This window comes from Klebsiella sp. K5-204, assembly GCF_030128585.1.
Lineage (GTDB): Bacteria > Pseudomonadota > Gammaproteobacteria > Enterobacterales > Enterobacteriaceae > Klebsiella > Klebsiella quasipneumoniae.
Genome location: NZ_JAKUZS010000011.1, coordinates 15,251 through 41,094 on the forward strand (window position 1 = coordinate 15,251; position 25,844 = coordinate 41,094).

The window sequence follows — 25,844 nt, forward strand, 5'->3', positions numbered from 1 at the left end:
CGCACAGGCACAGAAAGAGCATGGCGACGGGGTTTGCACCTCGCATTCGCCCTCTTTAAATCCTTTTTGCATCGGTACACAAGTTTGAGGACTTGCTGTTAAGAGGGAATCTCAATTACTGCATAAATATGATGAGCAGAGTGCTCATCCAGAAAGCTTCCAGCGGATTCCCAACTTATCGGGAATCCACACTTACGTCAAATGGCAATCTTATTAATACAAAAATGTGCTATACAGGTGTTAACTTTTTGTTTTTAAAATAGATAATGCCATTTTTTATGCTTTGGATACGTCTGCAGAGGGTAAGACTAGTGTGATCTGTCTCACTGTGCGCGCGGCTTTGCATTACCGATCTGCGCTGAAATATATTTCATTATTAGCATATTCGACTGCTATAAATTTATGTGGTGGATATTAATACTGTTTTTTACCATAAAGTAGATTAGGGCCGTGCGATGAAGAAATATAAGGAAAACTCATTACCCTGTGGGTGAATGAAATTGCAGTAATCATGATTGTTTATGCAATGAGGCGGGGCGCCGCGCTGACGATTGATCCAGGTCATCGCCGTCGGTGACGAAAAGTGGCAGGCTTGGCCCCCTTTGTTGAGGCCGGTCTATCAGATTATGCAGTTACAGAAATTAGTCAATATGTTTGGTGGGGATCTTCTGCGCCGCTATGGCGAAAAGGTCCATAAGCTAACGCTGCACGGCGGTTTTAGCTGCCCGAACCGCGACGGTACGCTGGGCCGTGGCGGCTGCACTTTCTGTAACGTGGCCTCGTTTGCGGATGAAGCCCAGCAGCATCGATCCATTGCCGAACAGCTCGCCCATCAGGCGCAGCTCGTTAACCGGGCAAAGCGCTATCTGGCCTATTTTCAGGCCTATACCAGCACCTTTGCTGAAGTGCAGGTGCTCCGCTCGATGTATCGCCAGGCCGTCAGCGAGGCGAATATCGTTGGCCTCTGCGTCGGCACCCGCCCGGACTGCGTGCCGGAGGCGGTTCTCGACCTGCTCAGTGAATACCACCAGCAGGGGTATGAGGTATGGCTGGAGCTGGGGCTGCAGACCGCGCATGATAAGACCCTGCACCGCATTAACCGCGGGCATGATTTCGCCTGTTACCAGCGTACCGCGCGTCTGGCGCGTGAGCGCGGACTGAAGGTTTGCGCGCATCTCATTGTCGGCCTGCCCGGGGAGACCCAGGAGCACGGCCTCGAGACGCTGGAGCGGGTCGTGACCACCGGCGTGGATGGCATCAAGCTGCACCCGCTGCATATCGTTAAAGGCAGCATTATGGCAAAAGCATGGCAGGCCGGTCGTCTCGATGGCATCGAACTGGAGGCGTATACCGTCACCGCCGGGGAGATGATCCGCCATACCCCGCCGGAGGTGATCTACCATCGCATATCGGCCAGCGCCCGTCGGCCCACGCTGCTCGCGCCGCTGTGGTGCGAAAATCGCTGGACCGGAATGGTTGAACTGGATCGCTATCTGAATGAGCAGGGCGCTCAGGGTTCGGCGCTGGGCCGCAGCTGGGTCGCGCCCCAGGCGGTGAAATAGTCTCAGAGGATGCCCGGCGTGATGGCTGCGCCGGGCATGGTATTGCTGTCGACTATGCCTGACTGGCTTTCATTGTCACGCGTGGCGTTTTGATCACGAACAGTACCAGCAGGGCGCCGAGCGCGGCGATAGTGCCGGCGAGGACAAAGGCGCTGTCGAATTTACCGGTAGACTGCACGATATAGCCGGTGACAATCGGCCCCACGATGCCGGAGACGCTGCCGATAAGGTGGATAAAGCCGCTGGTGCCTCCGACGCGGGATTTATGCACCACGTCCTGGATAATCGCCCAGTAGATCGCTCCGGTGACATAGAGGAAAAAGATGGAGACCGACATCAGCAGAACGGCAGGAACGACGCTGCTGACGGTACCGGCAAGCCCCACACAGATGGCGGCCATCAGCAGACATACCACCAGCACAATTTTGCGCGACAGCAGCAGGCGTCCGGTGAGTTTAAAAATTTTATCGGAAATATAGCCCCCCAGCGCCAGGCCGACAAAGCCGACTATCCATGGGATCATGGTGGTGAGGCTCATCTGTTTAATATCCAGATGGTGCTGCTGAACCAGATAGGACGGGAACCAGCTGAGGAAGAAAAACAAAATATAGTTGTAGCAGAAGAACGCAAAGGCCGTTACCAGAATAATAGGCTGCTTGAGATAATAACCCAATGAGTGAGCGGTTTGATTTTCTACGGTTTCCAGGGCGTCCTCCTCTTGCTTCATTTTATTAATGAGCATGAGCTCTTCCTGACTGACATGCTTATGTTTGTCAGGCGAGTTGGCGGCAATAAAAAACCACACGACCATCCACACAATACCGATGGCGAAAATAATCATAAACGCCGGGCGCCAGCCGAATGCGAGGGCCAGATAACCGACGATGGGGCCGGCAACCGCGCCGCCCAGCGGAGAGCCGGCGCTGAGCAGCCCTACGGCGGTAGCCGCTTGCTTCTTAGGAAACCAGCCGTTGATCATCTTGTTCGCCGACGCGCAAATCGGGCCTTCAGCCATCCCGAAGAGGACGCGCAGCATCAGCATGGAATAAAAGCCGGTGGCAAAGGCGGTTAAGCCGCAAAATAGCGACCACATCCCCACCGCCAGCCCCAGGACCAGCGTTGCGCCAAACTTATCCACGGCCAGACCGCCAATAAAATTAAATACCGCGTAGCCGAAGAAAAAACTGCCGAAAATAATACCAAACTGTTCGGCGTTTAGCGCCAGATCCTTTTCAATCATCGGTACCGTAATGGATAACGCCACCCGGTCAAGATAATTAATCATATATACTAAAAATAATAACAGGACGATAATCCAGCGGATATTTTTTCCCATGATGACACCGTGATGAGTATGTTATTGAGCTCTGGCGCGACGGATATCAATATTCACGTCGCCCGTTATTTAGTATTTACCCCAGCTGCAGTAATACCTTGCAGCAGGTTTTCCGATCGTTGGCAAAAATCTCCATAGCCTCTTTTACCTGCTCCAGCGGCATGCAGTGGGTGATTAACGCCTCAGGCTGGATAAGGCCTTTCTCCATCCAGTCGATGACCAGAGGAAAACGTCCGCTGTTCAGCCGGGAGGAGAAAATGGAGATCTCTTTACTGGTGATGCTTTGCTGGGTGAGGGTGGACGCCTCGCCGGAGAAGCCGAGTATGCCGATGCGTGCGGCGGGAGAGGCGAGGAGAATGGCCTCCTGAAGGATCGCCGGGTGGCAGGCGGCATCGATGACCAGCGTGGGGGCTATCTGCCGCTGCGCCAGCTGTTCCGCCAGCGGCTGGTGAGTGTTATCCAGCGTCAGATCGGCGCCATTGTCCCGCGCCATCTGCAGACGTTCGGCAATGCGGTCCACGACGATCACCTGCTTAACGCCATACACCCCCTTCAGCGCCTGGATCACCGTCAGACCCATCGGACCTGCGCCGTAGATCAGGGCGATATCCTGCGCCATGGGCTGCAGCTGGGCGGTAATGTTTGCCGCAATGGTAAAAGGCTCAACCATCGTCGCCTGACGATCGCTGATGGCTTCCGGAATGCGCCAGGCGTTTTTCGCCGGCACGCAGGCGTAGTCGCTGAATCCGCCGTCGCGGTGAACCCCGATGACCTGGAGCTGCGCACAGACATTCGGCCGCCCCACCGAGCAGGGATAACACTGGCCGCAGCTGACGACAGGGTCGACTGCGACGCGCTCGCCGATGCGTGCCGGAGAGACCTGTTCGCCGACGGCATCGATGATGCCGAAGAATTCATGGCCGATCACGCGGGGATATTTCGCGAAGGGGTTGTGGCCCTGATAGATATGCACATCGGAACCGCAGATCCCGGCAAAGGCGATTTTCACCCGGACTTCGTGGGCGCCCGGAGCGGGAACCGGACGTGATTCGATGTTCAGTTGGCCTGGCTCTTTGACAACGACGCTTCTCATTTCTGTTCCTTCCCTTGTCTGTTTTCTGAACAAATATCGTGACTTTTATTACCATACAAGTATGCAATTGATCATAACTAGCTCTGGATCACATTTGGCGAAGGTCGTCAGAAAAAGCCCGGCAATGATTAATCTATTGAAATAAATTGAGAAAAATTATGAATGTAACGAAAGCGACCTCACCGGCGAGCCGGTCAGCAGGAATGTGATCGCCATCACGACAGTTAAGGCTCAATCAATTATGATTACTGGTATGGTAGTAGGGTGAAATTAAACTATGTTGAGCAGGTGATGACGATGCAGATGACAATGCGCTGGTTTGGACCAGAGGAAGATAAGGTTTCATTAGAGCATATACGCCAGGTCCCCGGCGTGGAGGGGGTGGTCGGCGCGCTCTATGACGTCGCGGTGGGCGAGGTATGGCCGGAGGATAAAATTGAGCGTCTGGTCAGCCAGGCCCATGCCGCAGGCCTGAAAATGGAGGTAATAGAGAGCGTCAACATCCATGACGATATCAAAATCGGCCTCCCTTCTCGTGACCGCTATATTGCCAACTATCAGCAGACCATTCGCCACCTTGCCCGCTTCGGCGTCAAAGTCATCTGCTATAACTTCATGCCGGTGTTCGACTGGATGAAGACGGATATGAACTACGTCCTGCCGGATGGCTCGTTGACGATGGCTTTTGAGAAGAAAGATATCGATAAGCGGCTGGAAGACGTGGTGAAGGAGGTGCTTGAGAATTCAAACGGCTTCGCGTTGCCGGGCTGGGAGCCGGAACGGCTGGCGGAAGTGCAGACCCTGTTTGCCAAATATAGCGCGGTGGATGACCATAAGCTGCGGGAGAACCTGGTCTATTTTCTGCAGGCGGTGATCCCGGTTTGCGAAGAGGTGGGCGTGAAAATGGCGATCCACCCTGACGATCCGCCGTACTCGATATTTGGCCTGCCGCGGGTGGTCAAAAACCGCGACGATCTGGACTGGATCTGCCGGGCTGTCGATTCACCCGCCAACGGCATCACCCTCTGCACCGGCTCGATTGCCGAAGATCCGGATAACGACGTATACGCTATTCTGGCTGAGTTTACCCGCCGCAAGCGGATCCATTTTGCCCACGTCCGCAATATTAAACTGATGCAGGATAAAGACTTTTACGAGTGCGCCCATCCGTCAGAATACGGCTCCCTGGATATGTATAAGGTGATGCAAGCGTTGCACGACAACGGCTTCGACGGCTATATACGCCCGGATCATGGCCGCTTTATCTGGGGAGAGACCGGACGCCCGGGCTATGGTTTATACGATCGCGCACTCGGGGTGACCTACCTCAAAGGTCTCTGGGAGGCGCTAAGCAAGCGCTAACCCCCTCCTGACCATGCTTCTTTTTCGCGGCTGGTTCGCCTCGGCGGCCAGCCGTCATATCGGCTCCTTCCCGCATTTTTTGCACAACTTACAGCGCATTGCTCAGAATTGAGTATTATTGTGCGGAGTTGTCGTGAAGGAATCCCTTATGAAGCAAATTCGTATGCTGGCGCAGTATTATGTCGACCTGATGATGAAGCTGGGTCTGGTCCGCTTTTCAATGCTGTTGGCACTTGCGCTGGTGGTGCTGGCCATCGTGGTACAGATGGCGGTCACCATGGTGCTGCATGGCCAGGTTGAAAGCATCGACGTTATCCGCTCTATCTTCTTCGGTCTGCTGATCACCCCGTGGGCGGTCTATTTTCTCTCGGTGGTGGTGGAGCAGCTTGAAGAGTCCCGCCAGCGTCTTTCGCGGCTGGTGGAGAAACTGGAGGAGATGCGTGAGCGCGATCTGAAGCTGAACGTGCAGCTGAAAGACAATATCGCGCAGTTGAATCAGGAGATTGGCGAACGTGAAAAGGCGGAAGCCGAGCGTGAGACCACCCTCGAGCAGCTGAAGATCGAGATGAAAGAGCGTGAAGAGACGCAGATCCAGCTCGAACAGCAATCCTCCTTTCTGCGCTCTTTCCTCGATGCCTCCCCGGACCTGGTCTTCTACCGCAATGAGGATAAAGAGTTTTCCGGCTGTAACCGGGCGATGGAGCTGCTGACCGGCAAAAGCGAGAAACAGCTGATCCACCTCAAACCGCAGGATGTCTATAGCGAAGAGGCGGCGGAAAAGGTGTTGGAAACCGATGAGAAGGTGTTCCGCCACAATGTATCGCTGACCTATGAGCAGTGGCTGGACTATCCCGATGGTCGTAAAGCGTGCTTCGAAATCCGCAAGGTCCCGTACTACGATCGCGTCGGTAAGCGTCGTGGTCTGATGGGCTTCGGACGCGATATCACCGAACGAAAACGCTATCAGGACGCCCTCGAACGCGCCAGCCGGGATAAAACCACCTTCATCTCCACCATCAGCCATGAGCTGCGTACCCCGCTGAACGGGATTGTCGGGCTGAGCCGAATTTTGCTGGATACCGAACTGACCAGCGAGCAGGAAAAATACCTGAAAACCATCCATGTCTCAGCGGTGACGCTGGGGAATATCTTCAATGATATTATCGACATGGATAAAATGGAGCGCCGTAAGGTGCAGCTCGATAACCAGCCGGTGGACTTCACCAGCTTCCTTGCCGACCTGGAAAACCTTTCCGGTCTGCAGGCGCAGCAGAAGGGACTGCGCTTTGTGCTGGAGCCGAGCCTGCCGCTGCCGCACAAGGTGATCACCGATGGCACCCGCCTGCGGCAGATCCTGTGGAATCTTATCAGCAACGCCGTGAAGTTTACCCCACAGGGCGGAGGGGTGAATGTCCGCGTGCGCTATGACGAAGGCGATATCCTGCACTTTGAAGTGGAAGACTCCGGGATTGGTATTCCTGAAGCGGAGCAGGACAAAATATTCGCCATGTATTACCAGGTCAAAGACAGCCACGGCGGCAAACCCGCCACCGGCACCGGGATTGGCCTTGCCGTATCGCGTCGCCTGGCGCGCAATATGGGCGGCGATATCAGCGTCACCAGCCAGCCGGGTAAAGGGGCGACCTTTACGCTCACCGTCCATGCGCCTGCCATTGCGGAAGAAGTGGAAGATACGCTGGCGGAAGACGACATGCCATTACCGGCGCTCAACGTGCTGCTGGTGGAAGATATTGAGCTCAACGTCATTGTGGCGCGCTCGGTGCTGGAAAAGCTGGGCAACAGCGTGGATGTCGCGATGACCGGCAAAGCCGCGCTGGAGATGTTTGAGCCTGGCGAGTACGACCTGGTGCTGCTGGATATCCAGCTGCCGGATATGACGGGACTGGATATTTCTCGTCAGCTAAAACAGAATTTTGCCGCGGATGAGCTGCCGCCGCTGGTGGCCCTGACCGCCAACGTGCTGAAGAATAAGAAAGAGTATCTGGATGCCGGCATGGACGATGTGCTGAGCAAGCCGCTATCGGTGCCGGCGCTGACGGCCATGATTAAAAAATTCTGGGATGCGCCGGAAGAGGAGGCGCAGGAAGCGCCGGCGGCCGATCGGCATAAAGCCGACGCGGTGCTGGATACCGATATGCTGGAGCAATATATCGAACTGGTGGGACCGAAGCTTATCAACGATGGCCTCGCGGTATTTGAAAAGATGATGCCGGGCTATATGTCCGTCCTTGAGTCTAATCTCACCGCCCGGGATCAAAAAGGGATCGTTGAAGAGGGGCATAAGATCAAAGGGGCTGCGGGCTCTATTGGCCTGCGCCACATCCAGCAGCTGGGTCAGCAGATCCAGACGCCGGACCTGCCTGCCTGGTCTGATAATGTCGCTGAATGGGTTGAAGAGATGAAATCCGAGTGGCAAAACGACGTGGCGGTTCTGAAGGCGTGGGTGGCGAAGGCCGGGAAAAAATGACCCCGGACAGACCGGGGTGCGCGAATACTGCGCCAACACCAGGGAACTGGTGGTTGAGCCAGTGTGATTTGAGTGATGTTGTTACGTGGCGCAACCTGAGAAGTGGATTGCTCGCTCATTAAGATAGCAAAGCTTAACTAATTTGTTACATGAATCAGTAAAATATGTGAAGCATAGCGAGTAAATCGACATTTTTGACTGGTTTCAGCGAGTTGCATGGAGGAGCGAAGGCGATGAAAAAAATTGGTGTGGTACTGAGCGGCTGCGGCGTGTACGACGGCAGTGAAATTCATGAGGCAGTGATTACCCTGCTGGCGATCGCGCGCAACGGCGCGCAGGCGGTCTGCTTTGCGCCCGATAAACCGCAGCGCGACGTCATCAACCATCTGACGGGCGAACCGTTGACCGAGCAACGCAACGTGCTGGTTGAAGCGGCGCGCATCGCCCGCGGCGACATCCTGCCGCTGGCGCAGGCGCGTGAGGAGACGCTGGACGCGCTGATCGTCCCCGGCGGCTTCGGCGCGGCGAAAAACTTAAGCAGCTTCGCCGCCGAGGGCAGCGAATGCGAGGTGGACCGCGACCTGCGGGCCCTGACGCTGGCGATGCATCAGGCCGGCAAGCCGCTGGGCTTTATGTGCATCGCTCCGGCGCTGCTGCCGAAGATCTTTGCGTTTCCGCTGCGGATGACTATCGGGACCGATCTCGACACCGCCGATGTGGTGGAGGAGATGGGGGCGGAGCATGTGCCTTGCCCGGTCGACGACATCGTGGTGGATGAAGAGAACAAAGTGGTTACCACTCCGGCGTATATGCTGGCGGAGAATATTGCTCAAGCCGCTACCGGGATCGAAAAACTGGTCGCCCGCGTGCTGGCGCTGAGCGCATGAAGCTCCGCATTGCGCCCTTCGCGCTGCTTAAACGATTGGCGCTGCGTCTGCTGCTGATCGCCGCCGTCTTCTGGGGCGGGGGGATCGCGCTGTTTAGCGTGCTGCCGGTGCCCTTTTCGGCGGTCATGCTTGAGCGGCAGGTTAGCGCCTGGCTGTCCGGAGATGTCCACTATCTGGCGCACTCCGACTGGGTCGCCATGGATAACATCTCCCCGTGGATGGGGCTGGCGGTGATTGCCGCCGAAGATCAGAAGTTCCCGGAACACTGGGGGTTTGACGTCCCGGCGATAGAAAAGGCGCTGGCGCACAATGAGCGTCACGATACCCGCATTCGCGGCGCATCAACGCTGTCGCAGCAGACGGCGAAAAATCTGTTTCTGTGGGATGGACGTAGCTGGCTGCGCAAGGGGCTGGAAGCCGGGTTGACCGTCGGCATGGAAACCGTGTGGAGTAAAAAGCGGATCCTGACCGTCTACCTGAATATTGCCGAGTTTGGCGATGGGATTTTTGGTGTGGAAGCGGCCGCCCAGCGCTATTTTCATAAGCCCGCCAGCCAGTTGACGCCGGGGGAAGCGGCTCTGCTGGCCGCGGTGCTGCCAAACCCGATCCGCTATCGCGCCGACGCGCCTTCGGGCTATGTGCGCAACCGCCAGGCCTGGATCTTACGTCAGATGCGACAGCTGGGTGGGGAAGGGTTCATGCGTGAGCATAAGCTCTATTAGCGGGTTAATCCGGCGCCGGGGCTGGTACAGTCGCCAGTCGTCCGTCGCCGGGAAGCATCACGTTTAATCTTCGTCAAACCCGGCATTAAACAGGGCAATCACCGCGGCGAGGGCTTCCACTTCCTGCGGACCGCTGGCCTCCACCTCTATCTGCCGTCCTTTCGCCGAGTCCAGCATCAGCAGGGCAATGACGCTGTTGGCTTCCGCCTCCGTGCCTTCATCATTGCGTAGCAACACCTCGGCATCGAAATTCTGCATTAGTTCGAACAGCTTCATCGCCGGGCGGGCGTGCATGCCCAGCTTATTGGTGATTTCAACGGTCTGCTTTACGGTCATGATTTACGTTTTTCCAGCGTCCGATGACGAGACTGTACGTTTTTGCCGCGCGAGCGGAAGTAGTCAGCCAGTTGTTCAGCAATATAAACCGAACGATGTTTACCGCCGGTACAGCCAATGGCCACCGTCAGATAGCTGCGATTGTTGGTCTCCAGCATCGGTAACCATAGCTCAAGATAGCTCCGGGTCTGGTAAATAAAGTTGTGCACTTCGGTGTGCCGATCGAGGAAGGCGGCCACCGGTTTATCCAGACCGGTCATAGGACGCAGCTTCGGATCCCAGTGCGGGTTTGGCAGAAAGCGCACGTCAAAGACGTAATCGGCATCGATCGGGATACCGTGCTTAAAGCCGAAGGATTCGAAGACCATGGTCAGTTCGCGTTCACGTTTACCCAGCAGCCGGGTGCGCAACATTTCCGCCAGCTCGTGAACCGACATCTCCGAGGTATCGACAATCAGGTCGGCCCGCGAGCGCAGGGGCTCCAGCAGATCGCTCTCTTCGTCGATGGCGCTTTCCAGCGACAAATTCTTGCTCGACAGCGGATGCAGGCGACGGGTGTCGCTGTATCGACGGATCAGCGTGTTGCGATCGGCATCGAGAAACAGCAGCTGCGGCGAAAAGCACTCCGGCAGGTTTTTCATGGCCTGCTCGAAGATCTCCGGTGATTCCGGCATGTTCCGCACGTCGATGCTGACGGCCGCCGAAATATTGCGGTCAGCCAGCGACCGTGCCAGATCGGGCAGCAGCACGACCGGCAGGTTATCCACGCAGTAAAAGCCCATATCTTCCAGCGCTCGCAGAGCGACGGATTTACCCGAGCCCGAGCGGCCGCTGACGATCATCAGTACCATGTACCGTTTCTCCTCAGTACGATAAAGGATAAGGTGCGACTGCCGTTATGCGTCATCGCTGCTTCCTGCTTCGGTGATGATCTCATACAACTCTTCATCGCTCTGCGCCGCGCGCAGGCGACGACAAATCGCTTTGTCGGCCAGCCGTTTGGCCACCAGGGAGAGCGTATGCAGGTGGGTTTTTGTCTGATCGGCCGGCACCAGCAGCGCGAACAGCAGGTCGACAGGCTGATTGTCGATCGCGTCGAAGGCGATGGGGGTTTCCAGCTGGACAAAAACGCCGACAGCACGCAGCGTATCCTCTTCCAGTTTTCCGTGGGGAATGGCGATACCATTGCCAATCCCGGTACTGCCCATTTTTTCGCGGGTGAGGATCGCTTCGAACACCACCTGCGGCGGCAAACTTAACTGTTTGGCGGCCAGTTCGCTAATGATTTCCAGAGCACGCTTCTTGCTCTGGCAGTGAACCTGGCTACGGGTACATTCCTGGTTCAGGACGTTGCTCAGTTGTAGAGCCGAATCGTTGTTCATCATAATTTCACCTGAGCGCCCCCGCGCCCGTCGCCGATGTTAACTGACGGCGGACGCAGGGGGGCCCGGACAATTAGTGTTGTTTTAGTTTATCTTTATGCTTCGTTAACTGCCTTGCCAGCTTGTCGATAAGACCATCGACAGCCGCATACATATCCTGCCCTTCCGCACTGGCATGGATTTCGCCACCGTTGACATGCAGATTCGCGTCCGCAATTTGCGTCACTTTCTCTACTTTTAACACAATATAGACCTGATTGATCCGGTCGAAAAATTGTTCCAGCTTGCTGAACTTCGCCGTGACGAAGTCGCGCATCGCGGGAGTGATCTCGACGTTGTGTCCTGTAATGTTGAGCTGCATAGTGTCTTCCTTATCGGTTGTGTCAGACCAGTTGTTTACGCTGGTTTGACGGCGGGATGGATAAAGACTCTCTGTACTTCGCGACAGTGCGGCGCGCGACCATGATACCCTGCTCGGACAACATGGAGGTGAGCTTACTGTCGCTCAACGGCTTCGCGGGGTTTTCCGCGGCGATGAGTTTCTTCACCAGCGCGCGAATCGCCGTCGACGAGGCTTCGCCACCGCCTTCGGTATTAACATGGCTGGAGAAGAAATACTTCAGTTCAAAAATACCGCGCGGACTGTGCAGATATTTTTGCGTGGTGACACGGGAAATTGTCGATTCATGCATCTCGACGGCCTGGGCGATATCGGCCAGCACCATCGGCTTCATATACTCTTCACCCTGTTCGAAAAAAGCCTGCTGCTGTTCTACGATGCAGCGGCTGACGCGAAGCAGGGTATCGTTGCGGCTTTCAAGACTTTTGATCAGCCAGCGGGCTTCCTGAAGATTGCTGCGAATGAACTGGCCGTCGGCGTCATTGCGGGCGCTGTTGCCCATTGCCGCATACTGCTGATTAATTTTCAGCCGTGGAATGCTGTCGGCGTTGAGCTCCACGGTCCAGCGGCCGCTGACCTTGCGCACCAGCACGTCGGGAATGACATATTCCGGTTCGCTGGTTTGAATGGACTGGCCAGGACGGGGATCCAGGGACTGGATCAGATTTACCGCCTCTTTCAGCACCTCTTCTTTCAGGCGGGTCACCCGCATCAGGGTGCGGAAATCATGGTTGGCCAGAAGATCGAGATGATCGCTGATAATCAGCCGGGCCTCTTCCAGCCATGGCGTCTCTTTGGCGAACTGCGAGAGCTGGATCAGCAGGCAGTCGCGCAGATCTTTCGCCGCGACGCCAACCGGATCGAAACGCTGGATGCGCTTCAGGACGGCTTCCACTTCTTCGAGGCCGATCTCCTCATCGCCGATGCTGTCGACGATATCTTCAATCTGAACGGTGAGGTAGCCCGTATCGTCGACGGCGTCGACAATGGAGGTGGCGATGGCGCGGTCGGTATCGGTGAAGGGCGTCAGCTCGACCTGCCACATCAGGTAATCCTGCAGCGTCTGGGTGGTCTCGCCTTGATAAACGGGGAGTTCGTCGTCCTGATAGTCCACGCCGTTGCCTGACGGCGTACCGGCGGTATAGATTTCATCCCAGCTGGCATCGAGAGGAAGCTCGTCGGGCATCTCTTTTTGCTCAAGCGCGTCGACGGTATCGAGAGACTCGCGGTCCTCCACCTCTTTCGCCTCTACCTCGTCGTGAAGATCGGTTTGCTCAAGCAACGGGTTACTTTCCAGCGCTTGCTGGAGCTCTTGCTGGAGTTCTAACGTGGACAACTGCAGCAAACGAATCGCCTGCTGCAGCTGCGGCGTCATGGCAAGCTGTTGGCTAAGCCTTAATTGCAAACCTTGCTTCATGTTCAGGGTAAATATCTCCGGCTAAAACGTCTGTAACCTCTACCCTATCAGAGTCTGAAGTCTTCCCCAAGATACACGCGCTTAACCTGCTCATCTTCGAGGATCTGCTGCGGTGTACCATGAGCGATAAGGTGTCCCTGACTGACAATATACGCGCGTTCGCAGACGGCGAGCGTCTCTCTGACGTTATGATCGGTAATCAGTACGCCGAGGCCGCTGTCGCGCAAATGCTCAATGATGCGTTTGATATCGATAACCGAGATCGGATCCACGCCGGCAAAGGGTTCATCCAGAAGAATAAATTTCGGGTTTGCCGCCAGCGCGCGAGCGATTTCGACGCGGCGGCGTTCGCCACCGGAGAGCGCCTGACCGAGGCTGTCGCGCAGGTGCTCAATATGAAACTCTTCCATCAGCTCTTTGGCGCGATCTTCCCGCTGTTCGCTGCTCAAATCGTCACGGATCTGCAGAACCGCCATCAGGTTGTCATAGACGCTCAGGCGACGGAAAATCGAGGCTTCCTGCGGCAGATAGCCGATCCCCCGGCGCGCGCGCGCGTGCAGCGGCAGCAGGCTGATGTCTTCGTCATCAATGATGATATTGCCCGCGTCGCGCGGCACAATCCCGACCACCATGTAGAAGGTGGTGGTTTTACCGGCGCCGTTGGGGCCGAGCAAGCCGACAATCTCCCCCGAGTTAACGGTGAGACTGACATCTTCCACCACGCGGCGGCCTTTATACGCTTTAGCGAGATTCTTCGCAGTTAAGGTTGCCATAACGGATTAGTTACTCTTCTTTTGCTGGTTGCCGCTTTTGTCCTGCAGCTCGGACGGCACCAGAACGGTGGTGACGCGTCGACCTTTGTCGCTGAAGGCCTGCATTTTTTGCTCTTTCACCAGATAGGTGATCTTGTCGCCCTTGATGTTGCTGTCGAGCTGTTCAAGGTACGCGTTGCCGGTCAGCACGACGTAATCGTTCTGCAGCTCATAGCGCATTTTCGACGCCCGGCCTTTTACCGGTTTGCCGTTATCCTGCATCTGGTAGAAGGTGGCCGGGTTACCGAAACCTTCGATCACCTCTTTGCCTTTTTCATTGCCCGGACGGGTGACTACCACTTTATCAGCGTTAATCTTGATCGTCCCCTGAGTCACGACCACGTTACCGGTGAAGGTGACGACGTTGCCCTGCATATCCAGCGACTGCTGATCGGATTCGATATGGATCGGCTGATCGGTATCGCCCGTCTTGGCGAGGGCCGGCAGGCTGGCGGCCAGTAACGCGCCGGCGAGCGCAATCTTAAGGCTGAGTTTGTTTGTTCTGAATTTCATAAGAGGTTCTCACCTTTTCAATCAGCTCGGCATTTTTGCTGCGAAGGTTTCCACGCATTTTCAGGCCGCTGGAATTAAATGTGGTGCCGTATAACGTCACCATGTCATCGGAGGTAACGTCCTGCGTTACCAGATTTATCTGGGCGTTATCCGTCGTAATTTTGCGCAGTTGAGAGTCTGGCGCGAGCGCATTCACCTCAACGTGCCCGTAAAGATAGAGCATCCGGTCATTTGTCAGCTTCGCTTTATCAGCCCTGACTGACCAGGTCGGCACCTTATTGGTATCAAAGGTGGTCATCACCGGTTTGGTAAACCAGGAGACCTCCTGATCGGAAAAATACTCCACGTGCTCGGCGATCAGCCGATAGCTCAGGGCGCCTTCCGGACTGTACACCACGGTGTCAGTGTGTTCGCTTTTATACGTCGGGTCGTTGGGATTGACCTCCGGCTGGGCCGTGTCGTCCGTATTCGCCAGATTCAGGCCGATGAGGATCAGCGCAAGCAGCGACAGTAAAATGATAACCCAACGTCTGGTTTTACTCATATTGATTGCCCTTTGGCCTCATCCAGCTTGCCCTGCGCCAATAGTAACAAATCGCAGACTTCGCGTACCGCGCCGCGTCCGCCATTAATCCGGGTGATGTAATCGGCGCGCGGCAGCAGCAGCGGATGCGCATCCGCGACGGCGACGCTGAGGCCCACTTCGGCCATCACCGGCCAGTCAATCAGATCGTCGCCGATGTAGGCGACTTCCTCTGGCCGCACGCTCAGTTTGTCAATGAGATCGCGGAACGCCAGCAGCTTGTCCGACTGCCCCTGATACAAATGCGTAATGCCCAGCGTCTGACAGCGATCTTCTACCAGTTTAGCTTTTCGTCCGGTAATAATCGCCACTTCAATGCCAGAGGTCAGCGCGCAGCGGATACCATAGCCATCGCGGACGTTGAACGCTTTCAGCTCCTCGCCGTGATTACCCATATAGATAAGCCCGTCGGATAATACACCGTCGACATCGAGGATCAGTAGACGGATCTTAGCCGCGCGATCGAGAAACGTCTGGCTTACCGGCCCATAGCAGGTCGCTAACTGAGCATCAGCATTATTCATTATTTTTTCCTTACTTACACTACGCCCGCGCGCAGGAGATCGTGCATATGTACCACACCCAGCAGATGGTCGCCATCGGCAACCAGCACGCAGGTGATATGACGGGATTGCATCAGGTTTAGCGCATCCACCGCCAGGGTGCCGGGCCGGATGCGGATCCCTCCCCGGGTCATGACGTCGGCAATGCTGGCATCGCGCATATCGACGCCGGTGTCGAAGACCCGGCGCAGGTCACCGTCGGTAAAGATACCGATGATGTTCATGTCGTCATCGCAGATAGCGGTCATACCTAAATTTTTACGAGTGATTTCCAGCAGCGCATCGCGCAGGGTGGCCTGCAGGCCGACGTGCGGGATCTCATCACCGGTATGCATAATATCATTGACGCGCAGCAACAGCTTACGACCGAGTGCGCCGCCCGGATGCGAGAGAGCGAAATCCTCAGCGGTAAAGCCGCGAGCCTCCAGCAGGGCGACGGCGAGGGCATCGCCCATCACCAGCGCGGCGGTGGTGCTGGAGGTGGGGGCCAGCCCTAATGGACAAGCCTCTTTCGGCACTTTCACGCACAGATGGATATCCGCCGCGCGCGCCATGCTGCTTTCAGGCCGGCTGGTGATGCAGATAAGCTTCACCTGCTGGCGTTTCAGGACCGGGATCAGCGCGAGGATTTCGTTCGATTCGCCGGAGTTCGACAGCGCAATCACCACGTCCTGCGGCGTAACCATGCCCAAATCGCCGTGCGCGGCTTCGCCAGGGTGGACAAAAAATGCCGACGTGCCGGTACTGGCGAAGGTTGCCGCCATTTTGCGGCCGATATGGCCGGATTTGCCCATCCCCATCACCACGACTTTCCCGCCGCAGCGGAAAATCGTTTCGCAGGCGCGGGTGAAATCTTCATTTATATATTGATCGAGCTGGGCCAGACCTTCACGTTCAATTTCCAGCACCTGACGGCCGGCCTGTTGAAAGTCAAAATCCGTGGGCAAATCTATTTGCGACATGATGTTATCCTGAGTCATTCAACGAAGAGCGGCGCTGTCCAGAACAGCATCGCCAACCAAACCACAAAACCACTGACCAGCAGCGCGCCAACCAGTCGTCCCGGCTGCTGCCTACGGCGCCAGCACAGCACCGCGAAGATCAGGCTGACCAGCAACATCACGCCATAGTCGCGGGTAAAGGCTTCCGCCGCAAAGGCTCCCGGCGCGATCAGCGCCGGCAAACCCAGCACCAGCGCAATATTGAGGATATTCGCGCCGATGATATTGCCGATGGCAATGTCATCTTCCCCTTTGCGCGCCCCGGCGATGGCGGTGGCCAGCTCCGGCAGGCTGGTGCCTATCGCCACTACCGTCAGGCCGACGGTCAGTTCGCTGATGGCAAAATAGTTTGCCAGCACCGTGCTGTTATCCACCACCATGCGGGTGGCCATCGGCATGACGATCATCGCCACCCCTAACCACAGCAGAGCGACCGGCAGCGACCCTTCACGCGGCAGTTCCGCCAGCTGTTCGCGGGTCAGGCTATCGCTTCCCTGGCGTTCCGCCAGACGGGCGATCTTGATGGTGAACAGCAGCCATAGCAGCGCCAGCGCCAGTAAAAACAGGCCGTCGAGACGGGACAGTTGACCATCATAGAGCACCAGCCCCGCCAGCACGCTGACCAGCAACATTAGCGGTAATTCGCGGCGCAGAATATCAGAATGCACGGTAAATGGCCTGAGTAAGGCAGCCAGACCGAGGATCAGGAGAATATTGGTGATATTGGAGCCGAGCGCGGTGCCCACCGCCAGATCGGTCTGCCCATGCAGCGAGGCCGCGGTGGAAACCATGATCTCTGGCAGGCTGGTGCCAATACTCACCACCGTCATACCGATGATCAGCGGCGGGATCCCCAACATGCGACAAAGGATGGAGGCGGCATAGACCAGACGATCGGCGCTGTAGACAACCAGCAATAAACCAATAATTAACAGAGCCGTCGCTAAGAGCATCTAAAGTCCTTTCTTCAGGTATAATCGTCGCCTCGCTGGGTTATCCCTACGCAGCGTAACGAATTCTTAATTTTGACTTTATGCGTGCCAAAAGTAAAACAAATGCCAGCTTTCGCTAACCTGTGCAGGTAAGATTCTGTAAAAATGTTGTGATTGTGGCGTAAGAAAGGGCGATGCTTGCCCATCAGGTGCTTAGTAAGGATGATTTTATGAGCCAAACTCAGGCGAATTTAGTTGAAGTGCGCGGTATCCGCTTTTCTCGCGGCGATCGCGTGATCTTCGACGACATCTCGCTGTCGGTGCCGCGCGGTAAAATTACTGCGATTATGGGACCTTCGGGGATCGGCAAGACTACCCTGTTACGCCTGATCGGCGGACAGATCCCGCCGGACAGGGGAGAGATCCTGTTCGATGGCGAGAACGTGCCGCAGATGACCCGTTCACGTCTGTACACGGTGCGTAAGCGGATGAGCATGCTGTTCCAGTCTGGGGCGCTGTTTACCGACCTCAATGTTTTTGACAACGTCGCCTACCCGCTGCGCGAACATACGCATCTGCCGCCTGCGCTGCTGCATACGACGGTGATGATGAAGCTGGAGGCGGTGGGGCTGCGCGGTGCGGCGAAGTTAATGCCCTCCGAGCTTTCCGGCGGCATGGCGCGCCGCGCCGCCCTGGCGAGGGCCATCGCCCTGGAGCCGGATCTCATTATGTTCGACGAACCGTTCGTCGGGCAGGATCCCATCACCATGGGCGTGCTGGTGAAGCTGATTTCTGAACTCAACAGCACGCTGGGCGTCACCTGCATCGTGGTTTCGCACGATGTGCCTGAGGTGCTGAGCATCGCGGACTATGCGTATATCGTGGCGGATAAAAAGATTGTCGCCCACGGCAGCGCCCAGTCGCTACGGGAGAATGCCGACCCTCGGGTTCGTCAGTTCATTGATGGTATTGCCGACGGCCCGGTGCCGTTCCGTTATCCGGCTGGCGACTATCACCATGATTTATTAGGCATAGGGAGTTGAGCGACTGATGCTGTTTAATGCGCTGGCCGCGCTAGGCCATCGCGGTATTAAAACCACCGCGACCTTCGGACGCGCCGGATTAATGCTGTTTAACGCCGTTGTCGGCAAACCAGAGTTTCGCAAGCACGCGCCGCTGCTGGTTCGTCAACTCTACAACGTCGGCGTTCTGTCGATGCTGATTATCATTGTATCGGGCCTGTTTATCGGTATGGTGCTCGGGCTGCAGGGTTATCTGGTCTTAACCACCTACAGCGCAGAGACCAGTCTTGGCATGCTGGTGGCGCTGTCGCTGCTGCGCGAGCTGGGGCCGGTGGTCGCCGCGCTGCTGTTTGCCGGTCGCGCCGGGTCGGCGCTGACCGCCGAGATTGGCCTGATGCGGGCCACGGAACAGCTCTCCAGTATGGAGATGATGGCTGTGGATCCGCTGCGCCGCGTCATTTCTCCCCGTTTCTGGGCCGGCGTCATTTCGCTGCCGTTGCTGACGATTATCTTCGTCGCGGTGGGGATCTGGGGTGGCGCGCTGGTGGGCGTGAGCTGGAAGGGCATTGACGGTGGTTTTTTCTGGACCGCGATGCAAAATGCCGTCGACTGGCGAATGGATCTGGTGAACTGCCTGATTAAGAGCCTGGTATTCGCCATTACGGTAACCTGGATTGCGTTATTCAATGGTTATGACGCTATCCCCACTTCCGCCGGGATTAGCCGGGCGACTACGCGCACCGTGGTGCATGCGTCGCTGGCGGTTCTGGGGCTGGATTTTGTGCTGACTGCGCTGATGTTTGGGAATTGAGTTCATGCAAACGAAAAAAAATGAAATCTGGGTAGGGGTGTTCTTACTGGTGGCGCTGCTGGCGGCGCTGTTTGTCTGCCTGAAGGCGGCAAACGTCACCTCGTTACGTACCGAGCCGACTTACCGTCTTTACGCGACCTTCGATAATATCGGCGGCCTGAAAGCGCGCTCGCCGGTGCGCATCGGCGGTGTGGTTGTTGGCCGCGTGGCGGACATCACTCTCGACCCGAAAACCTATCTGCCGCGCGTGGAGCTCGATATTGATGAGCGCTACAACCATATCCCCGATACCAGTTCGCTGGCGATCCGCACCTCTGGCCTGCTGGGCGAGCAGTATCTGGCGCTGAACGTCGGTTTTGAAGACCCGGACCTCGGGACGACTATCCTTAAAGACGGCGGTACTATCCAGGACACCAAGTCCGCCATGGTGCTGGAAGATCTGATTGGTCAGTTCCTTTATAACAGCAAGGGCGGCGACAATCAGAATTCTGGCAATGATAAGGCCGAGGCAGAAGGTCATACTGACGCGACGCCGGCAGCCGGCACGACGCATTAATTTCAGGAGAAATACGATATGTTTAAACGCTTACTCATGGTCGCCATGCTGGTGATTGCCCCGCTGACCGCGGTCCAGGCGGCAGACCAGTCCAATCCGTATAAGCTGATGAATGAAGCGGCGCAGAAAACCTTCGATCGCCTGAAGAATGAACAGCCGAAGATCAAGGCCAACCCTAACTATCTGCGCGACATCGTCGACCAGGAGCTTCTGCCGTATGTGCAGGTGAAGTATGCCGGCGCGCTGGTGCTGGGCCGCTATTACAAAGAAGCCACCCCGGCGCAGCGTGAAGCCTATTTTGCCGCCTTCCGTGAATACCTGAAGCAGGCCTATGGCCAGGCGCTGGCCATGTACCATGGTCAGACCTACCAGATTGCCCCGGAACAGCCGCTGGGCAGCGCGACCATCATTCCGATCCGCGTCACCATCCTCGACCCGAATGGCCGTCCGCCGGTACGTCTCGACTTCCAGTGGCGTAAAAACACCCAGACCGGCAACTGGCAGGCCTACGATATGATCGCGGAAGGGGTCAGCATGATCACCACCAAACAAAATGAGTGGAGCGATCTGCTGCGTACCAAGGGCGTTGATGGCCTGACCGCGCAGCTGAAAGCGATCTCCGCTCAGCCGATCACCCTGGAACAGAAAAAATAATGAGCGGGCAGCTGAGCTGGACTCGTGATGGCGAGACGCTGGCGCTGCACGGAGAGCTGGATCAGGATCTGCTGGTCCCGCTCTGGGAGGCACGCGCCCAGGCGACGGCGGGGACAGCGATCATCGATCTCAGCCAGACCACGCGCGTGGACACGGCGGGCCTGGCGCTGTTAGTGCATTTTGTCGCGCTGATTCGCCGCCAGGGCCGGGAAGCGCAGCTGATCGGCAAGAGCGAAAATCTGCAAACGCTGGTCGGTCTTTACAACCTGCCTGCCGATATGATCCCATAATCTTTTCAGTGCCTTAGCGCTGAAGCTATTCCGAAAGCCCCGGCAATCTTTTCGCCGGGGCTTTTTGCTTGTTTAAGACCGCGCCACTTTCCTCTAAGATGTTGGGCTGTTTTCACTATCAGATAAATTTGAGCCCATGGAAAATCATGAAATTCAGACCGTGCTGATGAACGCACTCCCCCTCCAGGAAGTCCACGTCTCTGGCGATGGCAGCCACTTTCAGGTTATTGCTGTGGGTGAGATGTTCGATGGCATGAGTCGGGTTAAAAAGCAGCAGAGCGTCTACGCGCCGCTGATGGAATATATTGCTGACAACCGCATCCATGCGCTGTCGATCAAGGCCTTTACTCCGCAGGAGTGGGCGCGAGACCGCAAACTAAATGGCTTCTAAGCTGTGGGGGATCCCCTGCAGCGTATGTGAATTTTTAATAGAGAACAGAATCAATGGATAAATTCCGTGTTCAGGGGCCGACTCGCCTTCAGGGCGAAGTCACCATCTCCGGTGCAAAAAACGCCGCCCTGCCAATCCTCTTTTCCGCGCTGCTTGCCGAAGAGCCGGTAGAGATCCAGAACGTACCTAAGCTGAAAGACATCGATACCACCATGAAGCTGCTGAGTCAGCTGGGCGCGAAGGTAGAGCGCAATGGTTCGGTGTGGATTGACGCCGGCCCGGTCGATGTATTCTGTGCTCCGTACGATCTGGTGAAAACCATGCGCGCCTCCATCTGGGCGCTGGGCCCGCTGGTGGCGCGTTTCGGTCAGGGACAAGTTTCTCTGCCTGGCGGCTGCGCCATCGGCGCGCGTCCGGTCGATCTGCATATTAGCGGGCTGGAACAGCTGGGCGCCGAGATCAAACTGGAAGAAGGTTATGTTAAAGCCTCGGTCAATGGTCGTTTGAAAGGCGCGCATATCGTGATGGATAAAGTGAGCGTCGGCGCCACTGTCACTATCATGAGCGCAGCGACCCTCGCCGAGGGGACGACGATTATCGAAAACGCCGCTCGCGAGCCGGAGATCGTCGATACCGCGAACTTCCTTAACGCGCTGGGCGCAAAAATCAGCGGCCAGGGCACCGATCGCATCACCATCGAAGGCGTGCAGCGTCTGGGCGGCGGCGTTTACCGCGTGCTGCCGGACCGTATTGAAACCGGGACCTTCCTGGTTGCCGCAGCCATTTCCGGCGGCAAGATCCTCTGCCGTCACGCGCAACCAGATACCCTGGACGCCGTACTGGCGAAGCTGCGCGACGCCGGAGCGGACATCGAAACGGGCGAAGACTGGATCAGCCTTGATATGCACGGCAACCGTCCGAAAGCGGTTAACGTGCGTACCGCGCCGCATCCGGGCTTCCCGACCGATATGCAGGCCCAGTTCACGCTGCTTAACCTGGTCGCGGAAGGGACCGGCGTGATCACCGAAACGATCTTTGAAAACCGCTTTATGCACATTCCGGAACTGATCCGTATGGGCGCCCACGCGGAGATCGAGAGCAATACCGCGATCTGTCACGGCGTGGAGCAGCTTTCGGGCGCGCAGGTGATGGCGACCGATTTGCGTGCCTCGGCGAGCCTCGTGCTGGCAGGTTGTATCGCTGAGGGAACCACCATCGTCGATCGCATCTATCATATCGATCGTGGCTATGAGCGTATCGAAGACAAACTGCAGGCGCTGGGTGCCAATATTCAGCGCGTGAAAGGCGAGTAACCGCATCCTGTCAGGGCCCGGGCGTCTATCCCGGGTCCTTGTCGAACAATCACATCACTTGTCCATCTTCTTTTGACGCATCATCTGCGTTCTGTCGATAAACTCATGCGTTACCGGATCATGGTAGCGTGACGGCCAGATGACCCACGGCTGTGTATCCAGCGCCGTGGCGATGATTAATTCGCCTTTCGGCCAGGGGCGGGTCAGGGCGTTCGCCAGCGTTGAAGAACTCAGACCGTGCCGTCGCGACTCTGCCGCCAGCGATGTTCCCCGTTTACGTAATCCCGCAACAATATCTGCGGGATGCCAGTCGATGAACTTATCCATAAATTCTCCTGGTGATAAAGATCCTGATCGGCCCATATGGGCGACGGGGACACTATACCCGCGCACCAGGTAAGGTTCTAACAAGTTCTGTTAAAGCGCCGAAATATTCAGAATGTATCAAGGTATCCGGAAATTTACGGTAGGGAATGGGTTTTTACTGGAACTTTCCCGCGCATTGCGCGGGAAGGGGGAGGGGATTAATGATCGCGCTGAACCGCGATATGCGCCAGCCCGATCAAGGCTTCACGCCAGGGGGTGTCAGGGAGAACCTGCAGCGCGGCAATCGCTTTGTCAGCTTCTTCTTCGGCACGTTTCTGCGTCCACTCCAGCGAACCGCAGGCAGCCATCGTTTCCAGGACGGCATCCAGCAGATGGCGGCCGTTGCCCTGCTCGATTGCCCCGCGGATCATCGCCGATTGATCGGCTGTACCATGGTGCATGGCGTGCAGCAGCGGTAGCGTCGGTTTGCCTTCGTTGAGGTCATCACCGACGTTTTTACCAAGCCGCTCTCCGTCGGAGCTGTAATCGAGTAAATCGTCGATCAGCTGGAAAGCGGTGCCGAGATAGCGGCCATAATCCTGCAACGCGCGCTCTTCTTCCGCAGTGCAGTCGGCCAGTAATCCCGCACACTGCGAGGCAGCCTCAAACAGACGCGCCGTCTTGCTGTAGATGACGCGCATGTAGTTCTCTTCCGTGATATCCGGGTCATTGACGTTCATCAGCTGCAGCACTTCGCCTTCGGCAATGACGTTCACCGCTTCCGACATGACCTCGAGGATCTTCAGCGAGCCCAACTGGGTCATCATCTGAAAGGCGCGGGTATAGATAAAATCGCCGACCAGCACGCTGGCGGCATTGCCAAACGCCGCATTTGCCGTGGCTTTGCCGCGACGCATATCAGACTCATCGACGACGTCGTCATGCAGCAGGGTGGCGGTATGAATAAATTCAATCAGCGCAGCAATGGTGACATGCGCGCTCCCCTGATAGCCCACCGCGCGGGCGGCGAGCACAGCAATCATCGGGCGAATGCGTTTGCCGCCGCCGCTGACGATGTAATAGCCTAACTGATTGATAAGCTGAACATCGGAGTTGAGTTGCTCAAGAATCGTCGCATTGACACCCGCCATATCTTGCGCGGTTAACTCATTGATTTTTTCTAAATTCATCGCAAAAGCCGGGCCAAATGTCCTGTTACCATGAATCCAGGTGGGATCACAGAAGGATTAAGACAGAATTAAAAGAAGTTATGATTGTACTGAAAAATTGCCGTAGATAAACGTTGTCGTGAAAGTTGTGTTTTTTTTCTGCATTGATCGCTAATCGCTCTTGTCAAAGGCTCGCGTTTTGCGTAATATTCGCGCCCTATTGTGAATATTTATAGCGCACTCTGAATCACACGAAGAGGTGCGCGGAAGCGGAGTTTTATATGTACGCGGTTTTCCAAAGTGGTGGTAAACAACACCGAGTAAGCGAAGGTCAGACCGTTCGCCTGGAAAAGCTGGACATCGCAACTGGCGAAGCTGTTGAGTTCGCTGAAGTGCTGATGATCGCAAACGGTGAAGAAATCAAGATCGGCGTTCCTTTCGTTGAGGGCGGCGTAATCAAAGCTGAAGTTGTTGCTCACGGTCGTGGCGAGAAAGTTAAAATCGTTAAGTTTCGTCGTCGTAAACACTATCGTAAGCAGCAGGGCCATCGTCAGTGGTTCACTGATGTGAAAATCACTGGCATCAGCGCCTAAGACCTGAGGAGTAGATTTAAATGGCACATAAAAAGGCTGGCGGCTCGACTCGTAACGGTCGCGATTCAGAAGCTAAACGTCTGGGCGTAAAACGTTTCGGCGGTGAAGCAGTTCTGGCAGGTAGCATCATCGTTCGTCAACGTGGTACCAAATTCCACGCTGGCACCAACGTTGGTTGCGGCCGTGACCACACTCTGTTCGCTTTGACTGACGGTAAAGTCAAGTTCGAAGTTAAAGGCCCGAAAAACCGTAAATTCATCAGCATCGTTGCTGAATAAGTTTTTCGCGTCCCGGTAACGGATGAAAGCCCCGCAACACGTTGCGGGGCTTTTTACATTCGTCTACCGGAAAATTTTTGCAGGGAAACAGGCATGAAGCAGCAGGCTGGGATTGGCATTATTCTGGCGCTTACCACCGCGATGTGTTGGGGAGCGTTGCCGATTGCAATGAAGCAGGTTCTTGAGGTGATGGCGCCGCCAACGGTGGTGTTTTATCGCTTCCTGATGGCCAGTATTGGTCTTGGCGCGATCCTCGCAATCAAAGGCAAACTGCCGCCGCTGCGAATTTTTCGCAAGCCGCGCTGGCTGGTCTTATTAGCGATTGCCACCGGCGGCCTGTTCGGTAACTTCATCCTGTTCAGTTCTTCCCTGCAGTATCTCAGCCCCACGGCTTCTCAGGTCATCGGCCAGCTATCGCCGGTAGGCATGATGGTGGCTAGCGTCGTGATTCTGAAAGAGCGTATGCGCGGCACCCAGGTGGTGGGCGCGTTGATGCTGCTCAGCGGGTTGGTGATGTTCTTCAACACCAGCCTGATTGAAATCTTTACCCGCCTGACGGACTACACGTGGGGGGTAATTTTCGGCGTTGCTGCCGCCACGGTGTGGGTAAGCTACGGCGTCGCGCAAAAGGTGTTATTGCGCCGTCTGGCATCACAGCAGATACTATTTTTGCTGTACACTTTATGTACGATTGCATTACTGCCGCTCGCTGAGCCTGGGGTGATATCCCGGTTAAGCAGCTGGCAACTGGCATGCCTGATTTTTTGCGGGCTGAATACCCTGGTCGGCTACGGGGCGCTGGCGGAAGCCATGGCGCGCTGGCAGGCGGCGCAGGTCAGCGCGTTAATCACCTTGACGCCACTGTTTACGCTACTGTTTTCTGATTTATTATCAATGGCCTGGCCCGATGTTTTCGCCAGACCGATGTTAAACCTGATTGGTTATCTCGGTGCGTTTGTCGTGGTTGCGGGCGCGATGTATTCCGCCATCGGTCATCGTCTTTGGGGACGTTGGCGTAAGCGAGAGGCGGTAGTACCGCTGCCCCGCTCAGGCGAATGATTTACGGAGAGTA

30 protein-coding genes are annotated in these 25,844 nt (G+C 56.2%); 15 read left to right on the forward strand and 15 right to left on the reverse strand.

Features of this window, described 5'->3' with window-relative positions; all coding sequences use genetic code 11:
- Positions 1 to 626 precede the first annotated feature (626 nt).
- A complete protein-coding gene (locus MKR05_RS23740; RefSeq protein ID WP_023291137.1) occupies positions 627 to 1,562 on the forward strand; it encodes a TIGR01212 family radical SAM protein in 936 nt (311 codons plus the stop codon).
- A gap of 52 nt (positions 1,563 to 1,614) precedes the next feature.
- On the opposite strand, the gene MKR05_RS23745 is transcribed toward MKR05_RS23740, so the two are convergent.
- Together MKR05_RS23745 and MKR05_RS23750 are read right to left on the reverse strand one after the other, a co-directional pair.
- Entirely contained in the window at positions 1,615 to 2,898 is a 1,284-nt protein-coding gene (locus MKR05_RS23745; RefSeq protein ID WP_023291136.1) for an MFS transporter, read from the reverse strand.
- Positions 2,899 to 2,974: 76 nt separating this feature from the next.
- The gene (locus MKR05_RS23750) at positions 2,975 to 3,991 is read right to left on the reverse strand and encodes a Zn-dependent oxidoreductase (protein WP_023291135.1); all 1,017 of its coding nucleotides are present in this window, start codon (positions 3,989 to 3,991) and stop codon (positions 2,975 to 2,977) included.
- Positions 3,992 to 4,288: 297 nt separating this feature from the next.
- On the opposite strand from MKR05_RS23750, the gene uxuA reads away from it, so the two are divergent.
- The 4 genes from uxuA (at position 4,289) to mtgA (ending at position 9,450) form a co-directional block, all read left to right on the forward strand.
- Entirely contained in the window at positions 4,289 to 5,353 is a 1,065-nt protein-coding gene (uxuA, locus tag MKR05_RS23755) for a mannonate dehydratase (protein WP_025999212.1), read from the forward strand.
- Positions 5,354 to 5,501: 148 nt separating this feature from the next.
- Positions 5,502 to 7,841 (forward strand): aerobic respiration two-component sensor histidine kinase ArcB, encoded by a 2,340-nt coding sequence (gene arcB, locus MKR05_RS23760; RefSeq protein WP_032454177.1) that lies wholly within the window; start codon positions 5,502 to 5,504, stop codon positions 7,839 to 7,841.
- Between the two features lie 233 nt (positions 7,842 to 8,074).
- A complete protein-coding gene (elbB, locus tag MKR05_RS23765; protein WP_023291132.1) occupies positions 8,075 to 8,728 on the forward strand; it encodes an isoprenoid biosynthesis glyoxalase ElbB in 654 nt (217 codons plus the stop codon).
- Positions 8,725 to 9,450 (forward strand): monofunctional biosynthetic peptidoglycan transglycosylase, encoded by a 726-nt coding sequence (gene mtgA / locus MKR05_RS23770; protein ID WP_023291131.1) that lies wholly within the window; start codon positions 8,725 to 8,727, stop codon positions 9,448 to 9,450. Before elbB ends, mtgA begins: the two co-directional genes overlap by 4 nt.
- 63 nt (positions 9,451 to 9,513) lie before the next feature.
- On the opposite strand, the gene npr is transcribed toward mtgA, so the two are convergent.
- From npr to MKR05_RS23825, 11 genes are all read right to left on the reverse strand, one after another.
- Positions 9,514 to 9,786, reverse strand: coding sequence for a PTS phosphocarrier protein NPr (gene npr / locus MKR05_RS23775; protein WP_002918431.1), 273 nt, complete (start codon positions 9,784 to 9,786; stop codon positions 9,514 to 9,516).
- Positions 9,783 to 10,637 (reverse strand): RNase adapter RapZ, encoded by an 855-nt coding sequence (gene rapZ, locus MKR05_RS23780; RefSeq protein ID WP_004206208.1) that lies wholly within the window; start codon positions 10,635 to 10,637, stop codon positions 9,783 to 9,785. The genes npr and rapZ overlap by 4 nt, the downstream gene beginning before the upstream one ends.
- A gap of 45 nt (positions 10,638 to 10,682) precedes the next feature.
- The gene (ptsN, locus tag MKR05_RS23785; RefSeq protein WP_004144926.1) at positions 10,683 to 11,171 is read right to left on the reverse strand and encodes a PTS IIA-like nitrogen regulatory protein PtsN; all 489 of its coding nucleotides are present in this window, start codon (positions 11,169 to 11,171) and stop codon (positions 10,683 to 10,685) included.
- A gap of 70 nt (positions 11,172 to 11,241) precedes the next feature.
- Positions 11,242 to 11,529, reverse strand: a complete 288-nt coding sequence (gene hpf, locus MKR05_RS23790; RefSeq protein ID WP_004206206.1) for a ribosome hibernation promoting factor — start codon at positions 11,527 to 11,529, stop codon at positions 11,242 to 11,244.
- A gap of 22 nt (positions 11,530 to 11,551) precedes the next feature.
- A complete protein-coding gene (gene rpoN, locus MKR05_RS23795; protein ID WP_004206204.1) occupies positions 11,552 to 12,985 on the reverse strand; it encodes an RNA polymerase factor sigma-54 in 1,434 nt (477 codons plus the stop codon).
- A gap of 47 nt (positions 12,986 to 13,032) precedes the next feature.
- Positions 13,033 to 13,758 (reverse strand): LPS export ABC transporter ATP-binding protein, encoded by a 726-nt coding sequence (lptB, locus tag MKR05_RS23800; protein WP_004206203.1) that lies wholly within the window; start codon positions 13,756 to 13,758, stop codon positions 13,033 to 13,035.
- 6 nt (positions 13,759 to 13,764) lie between these two features.
- Positions 13,765 to 14,310: a lipopolysaccharide ABC transporter substrate-binding protein LptA gene (lptA, locus tag MKR05_RS23805; protein ID WP_002918415.1), complete on the reverse strand. Its 546-nt coding sequence runs from the start codon at positions 14,308 to 14,310 to the stop codon at positions 13,765 to 13,767.
- A complete protein-coding gene (gene lptC, locus MKR05_RS23810) occupies positions 14,279 to 14,854 on the reverse strand; it encodes an LPS export ABC transporter periplasmic protein LptC (RefSeq protein WP_002918413.1) in 576 nt (191 codons plus the stop codon). Before lptC ends, lptA begins: the two co-directional genes overlap by 32 nt.
- Positions 14,851 to 15,417 carry a 3-deoxy-manno-octulosonate-8-phosphatase KdsC gene (kdsC, locus tag MKR05_RS23815; RefSeq protein ID WP_023291129.1) on the reverse strand — a complete coding sequence of 189 codons (567 nt, stop codon included), beginning with the start codon at positions 15,415 to 15,417 and terminating at the stop codon, positions 14,851 to 14,853. The genes lptC and kdsC overlap by 4 nt, the downstream gene beginning before the upstream one ends.
- A gap of 14 nt (positions 15,418 to 15,431) precedes the next feature.
- Positions 15,432 to 16,436: an arabinose-5-phosphate isomerase KdsD gene (gene kdsD, locus MKR05_RS23820; protein ID WP_407067379.1), complete on the reverse strand. Its 1,005-nt coding sequence runs from the start codon at positions 16,434 to 16,436 to the stop codon at positions 15,432 to 15,434.
- Complete coding sequence (locus MKR05_RS23825; protein WP_044524837.1) at positions 16,433 to 17,410, reverse strand: calcium/sodium antiporter; 978 nt, start codon at positions 17,408 to 17,410, stop codon at positions 16,433 to 16,435. The genes kdsD and MKR05_RS23825 overlap by 4 nt, the downstream gene beginning before the upstream one ends.
- Positions 17,411 to 17,619: 209 nt before the next feature.
- On the opposite strand from MKR05_RS23825, the gene mlaF reads away from it, so the two are divergent.
- The 7 genes from mlaF to murA all read left to right on the forward strand — a co-directional run bounded on the left by mlaF (position 17,620) and on the right by murA (position 22,426).
- Positions 17,620 to 18,432, forward strand: a complete 813-nt coding sequence (gene mlaF / locus MKR05_RS23830; protein WP_004206196.1) for a phospholipid ABC transporter ATP-binding protein MlaF — start codon at positions 17,620 to 17,622, stop codon at positions 18,430 to 18,432.
- 7 nt (positions 18,433 to 18,439) lie between these two features.
- The gene (gene mlaE, locus MKR05_RS23835; protein WP_004150949.1) at positions 18,440 to 19,222 is read left to right on the forward strand and encodes a lipid asymmetry maintenance ABC transporter permease subunit MlaE; all 783 of its coding nucleotides are present in this window, start codon (positions 18,440 to 18,442) and stop codon (positions 19,220 to 19,222) included.
- Between the two features lie 4 nt (positions 19,223 to 19,226).
- Positions 19,227 to 19,778: an outer membrane lipid asymmetry maintenance protein MlaD gene (mlaD, locus tag MKR05_RS23840; protein WP_004206195.1), complete on the forward strand. Its 552-nt coding sequence runs from the start codon at positions 19,227 to 19,229 to the stop codon at positions 19,776 to 19,778.
- 18 nt (positions 19,779 to 19,796) lie between these two features.
- Positions 19,797 to 20,432 (forward strand): phospholipid-binding protein MlaC, encoded by a 636-nt coding sequence (gene mlaC, locus MKR05_RS23845; RefSeq protein ID WP_023291126.1) that lies wholly within the window; start codon positions 19,797 to 19,799, stop codon positions 20,430 to 20,432.
- A complete protein-coding gene (gene mlaB, locus MKR05_RS23850; RefSeq protein WP_023291125.1) occupies positions 20,432 to 20,722 on the forward strand; it encodes a lipid asymmetry maintenance protein MlaB in 291 nt (96 codons plus the stop codon). Before mlaC ends, mlaB begins: the two co-directional genes overlap by 1 nt.
- A 136-nt stretch (positions 20,723 to 20,858) precedes the next feature.
- A complete protein-coding gene (gene ibaG / locus MKR05_RS23855) occupies positions 20,859 to 21,113 on the forward strand; it encodes a BolA family iron metabolism protein IbaG (RefSeq protein WP_004144910.1) in 255 nt (84 codons plus the stop codon).
- 53 nt (positions 21,114 to 21,166) lie between these two features.
- Positions 21,167 to 22,426, forward strand: coding sequence for a UDP-N-acetylglucosamine 1-carboxyvinyltransferase (gene murA, locus MKR05_RS23860; protein ID WP_023291124.1), 1,260 nt, complete (start codon positions 21,167 to 21,169; stop codon positions 22,424 to 22,426).
- Between the two features lie 54 nt (positions 22,427 to 22,480).
- On the opposite strand, the gene sfsB is transcribed toward murA, so the two are convergent.
- Together sfsB and ispB are read right to left on the reverse strand one after the other, a co-directional pair.
- Entirely contained in the window at positions 22,481 to 22,753 is a 273-nt protein-coding gene (sfsB, locus tag MKR05_RS23865; protein ID WP_004206189.1) for a DNA-binding transcriptional regulator SfsB, read from the reverse strand.
- Between the two features lie 197 nt (positions 22,754 to 22,950).
- Complete coding sequence (ispB, locus tag MKR05_RS23870; protein ID WP_023291123.1) at positions 22,951 to 23,922, reverse strand: octaprenyl diphosphate synthase; 972 nt, start codon at positions 23,920 to 23,922, stop codon at positions 22,951 to 22,953.
- Positions 23,923 to 24,182: 260 nt separating this feature from the next.
- Between ispB and rplU the strand changes: the two genes are divergently transcribed.
- From rplU to MKR05_RS23885, 3 genes are all read left to right on the forward strand, one after another.
- Positions 24,183 to 24,494: a 50S ribosomal protein L21 gene (gene rplU, locus MKR05_RS23875; protein WP_002918379.1), complete on the forward strand. Its 312-nt coding sequence runs from the start codon at positions 24,183 to 24,185 to the stop codon at positions 24,492 to 24,494.
- 20 nt (positions 24,495 to 24,514) lie between these two features.
- The gene (rpmA, locus tag MKR05_RS23880) at positions 24,515 to 24,772 is read left to right on the forward strand and encodes a 50S ribosomal protein L27 (RefSeq protein WP_002434222.1); all 258 of its coding nucleotides are present in this window, start codon (positions 24,515 to 24,517) and stop codon (positions 24,770 to 24,772) included.
- A 93-nt stretch (positions 24,773 to 24,865) separates the two neighbouring features.
- Complete coding sequence (locus tag MKR05_RS23885; protein ID WP_004206187.1) at positions 24,866 to 25,831, forward strand: DMT family transporter; 966 nt, start codon at positions 24,866 to 24,868, stop codon at positions 25,829 to 25,831.
- Positions 25,832 to 25,844: the final 13 nt, after the last annotated feature.

Excerpts from the sequence above, each read along its gene's own strand:
- mlaB (WP_023291125.1), top strand. The coding sequence starts at position 20,432 with ATGAGCGGGCAGCTGAGCTGGACTCGTGATGGCGAGACGCTGGCGCTG.
- MKR05_RS23825 (WP_044524837.1), bottom strand. The coding sequence starts at position 17,410 with ATGCTCTTAGCGACGGCTCTGTTAATTATTGGTTTATTGCTGGTTGTC.
- lptB (WP_004206203.1), bottom strand. The coding sequence starts at position 13,758 with ATGGCAACCTTAACTGCGAAGAATCTCGCTAAAGCGTATAAAGGCCGC.
- rplU (WP_002918379.1), top strand. The coding sequence starts at position 24,183 with ATGTACGCGGTTTTCCAAAGTGGTGGTAAACAACACCGAGTAAGCGAA.
- kdsC (WP_023291129.1), bottom strand. The coding sequence starts at position 15,417 with ATGAATAATGCTGATGCTCAGTTAGCGACCTGCTATGGGCCGGTAAGC.
- lptA (WP_002918415.1), bottom strand. The coding sequence starts at position 14,310 with ATGAAATTCAGAACAAACAAACTCAGCCTTAAGATTGCGCTCGCCGGC.
- mlaC (WP_023291126.1), top strand. The coding sequence starts at position 19,797 with ATGTTTAAACGCTTACTCATGGTCGCCATGCTGGTGATTGCCCCGCTG.
- ibaG (WP_004144910.1), top strand. The coding sequence starts at position 20,859 with ATGGAAAATCATGAAATTCAGACCGTGCTGATGAACGCACTCCCCCTC.
- rapZ (WP_004206208.1), bottom strand. The coding sequence starts at position 10,637 with ATGGTACTGATGATCGTCAGCGGCCGCTCGGGCTCGGGTAAATCCGTC.
- murA (WP_023291124.1), top strand. The coding sequence starts at position 21,167 with ATGGATAAATTCCGTGTTCAGGGGCCGACTCGCCTTCAGGGCGAAGTC.
- kdsD (WP_407067379.1), bottom strand. The coding sequence starts at position 16,436 with ATGACTCAGGATAACATCATGTCGCAAATAGATTTGCCCACGGATTTT.
- elbB (WP_023291132.1), top strand. The coding sequence starts at position 8,075 with ATGAAAAAAATTGGTGTGGTACTGAGCGGCTGCGGCGTGTACGACGGC.
- MKR05_RS23740 (WP_023291137.1), top strand. The coding sequence starts at position 627 with ATGCAGTTACAGAAATTAGTCAATATGTTTGGTGGGGATCTTCTGCGC.
- MKR05_RS23750 (WP_023291135.1), bottom strand. The coding sequence starts at position 3,991 with ATGAGAAGCGTCGTTGTCAAAGAGCCAGGCCAACTGAACATCGAATCA.
- MKR05_RS23885 (WP_004206187.1), top strand. The coding sequence starts at position 24,866 with ATGAAGCAGCAGGCTGGGATTGGCATTATTCTGGCGCTTACCACCGCG.
- hpf (WP_004206206.1), bottom strand. The coding sequence starts at position 11,529 with ATGCAGCTCAACATTACAGGACACAACGTCGAGATCACTCCCGCGATG.
- mtgA (WP_023291131.1), top strand. The coding sequence starts at position 8,725 with ATGAAGCTCCGCATTGCGCCCTTCGCGCTGCTTAAACGATTGGCGCTG.
- arcB (WP_032454177.1), top strand. The coding sequence starts at position 5,502 with ATGAAGCAAATTCGTATGCTGGCGCAGTATTATGTCGACCTGATGATG.
- sfsB (WP_004206189.1), bottom strand. The coding sequence starts at position 22,753 with ATGGATAAGTTCATCGACTGGCATCCCGCAGATATTGTTGCGGGATTA.
- ispB (WP_023291123.1), bottom strand. The coding sequence starts at position 23,922 with ATGAATTTAGAAAAAATCAATGAGTTAACCGCGCAAGATATGGCGGGT.
- mlaE (WP_004150949.1), top strand. The coding sequence starts at position 18,440 with ATGCTGTTTAATGCGCTGGCCGCGCTAGGCCATCGCGGTATTAAAACC.
- ptsN (WP_004144926.1), bottom strand. The coding sequence starts at position 11,171 with ATGATGAACAACGATTCGGCTCTACAACTGAGCAACGTCCTGAACCAG.
- rpmA (WP_002434222.1), top strand. The coding sequence starts at position 24,515 with ATGGCACATAAAAAGGCTGGCGGCTCGACTCGTAACGGTCGCGATTCA.
- lptC (WP_002918413.1), bottom strand. The coding sequence starts at position 14,854 with ATGAGTAAAACCAGACGTTGGGTTATCATTTTACTGTCGCTGCTTGCG.
- rpoN (WP_004206204.1), bottom strand. The coding sequence starts at position 12,985 with ATGAAGCAAGGTTTGCAATTAAGGCTTAGCCAACAGCTTGCCATGACG.
- uxuA (WP_025999212.1), top strand. The coding sequence starts at position 4,289 with ATGCAGATGACAATGCGCTGGTTTGGACCAGAGGAAGATAAGGTTTCA.
- npr (WP_002918431.1), bottom strand. The coding sequence starts at position 9,786 with ATGACCGTAAAGCAGACCGTTGAAATCACCAATAAGCTGGGCATGCAC.
- mlaD (WP_004206195.1), top strand. The coding sequence starts at position 19,227 with ATGCAAACGAAAAAAAATGAAATCTGGGTAGGGGTGTTCTTACTGGTG.
- MKR05_RS23745 (WP_023291136.1), bottom strand. The coding sequence starts at position 2,898 with ATGGGAAAAAATATCCGCTGGATTATCGTCCTGTTATTATTTTTAGTA.
- mlaF (WP_004206196.1), top strand. The coding sequence starts at position 17,620 with ATGAGCCAAACTCAGGCGAATTTAGTTGAAGTGCGCGGTATCCGCTTT.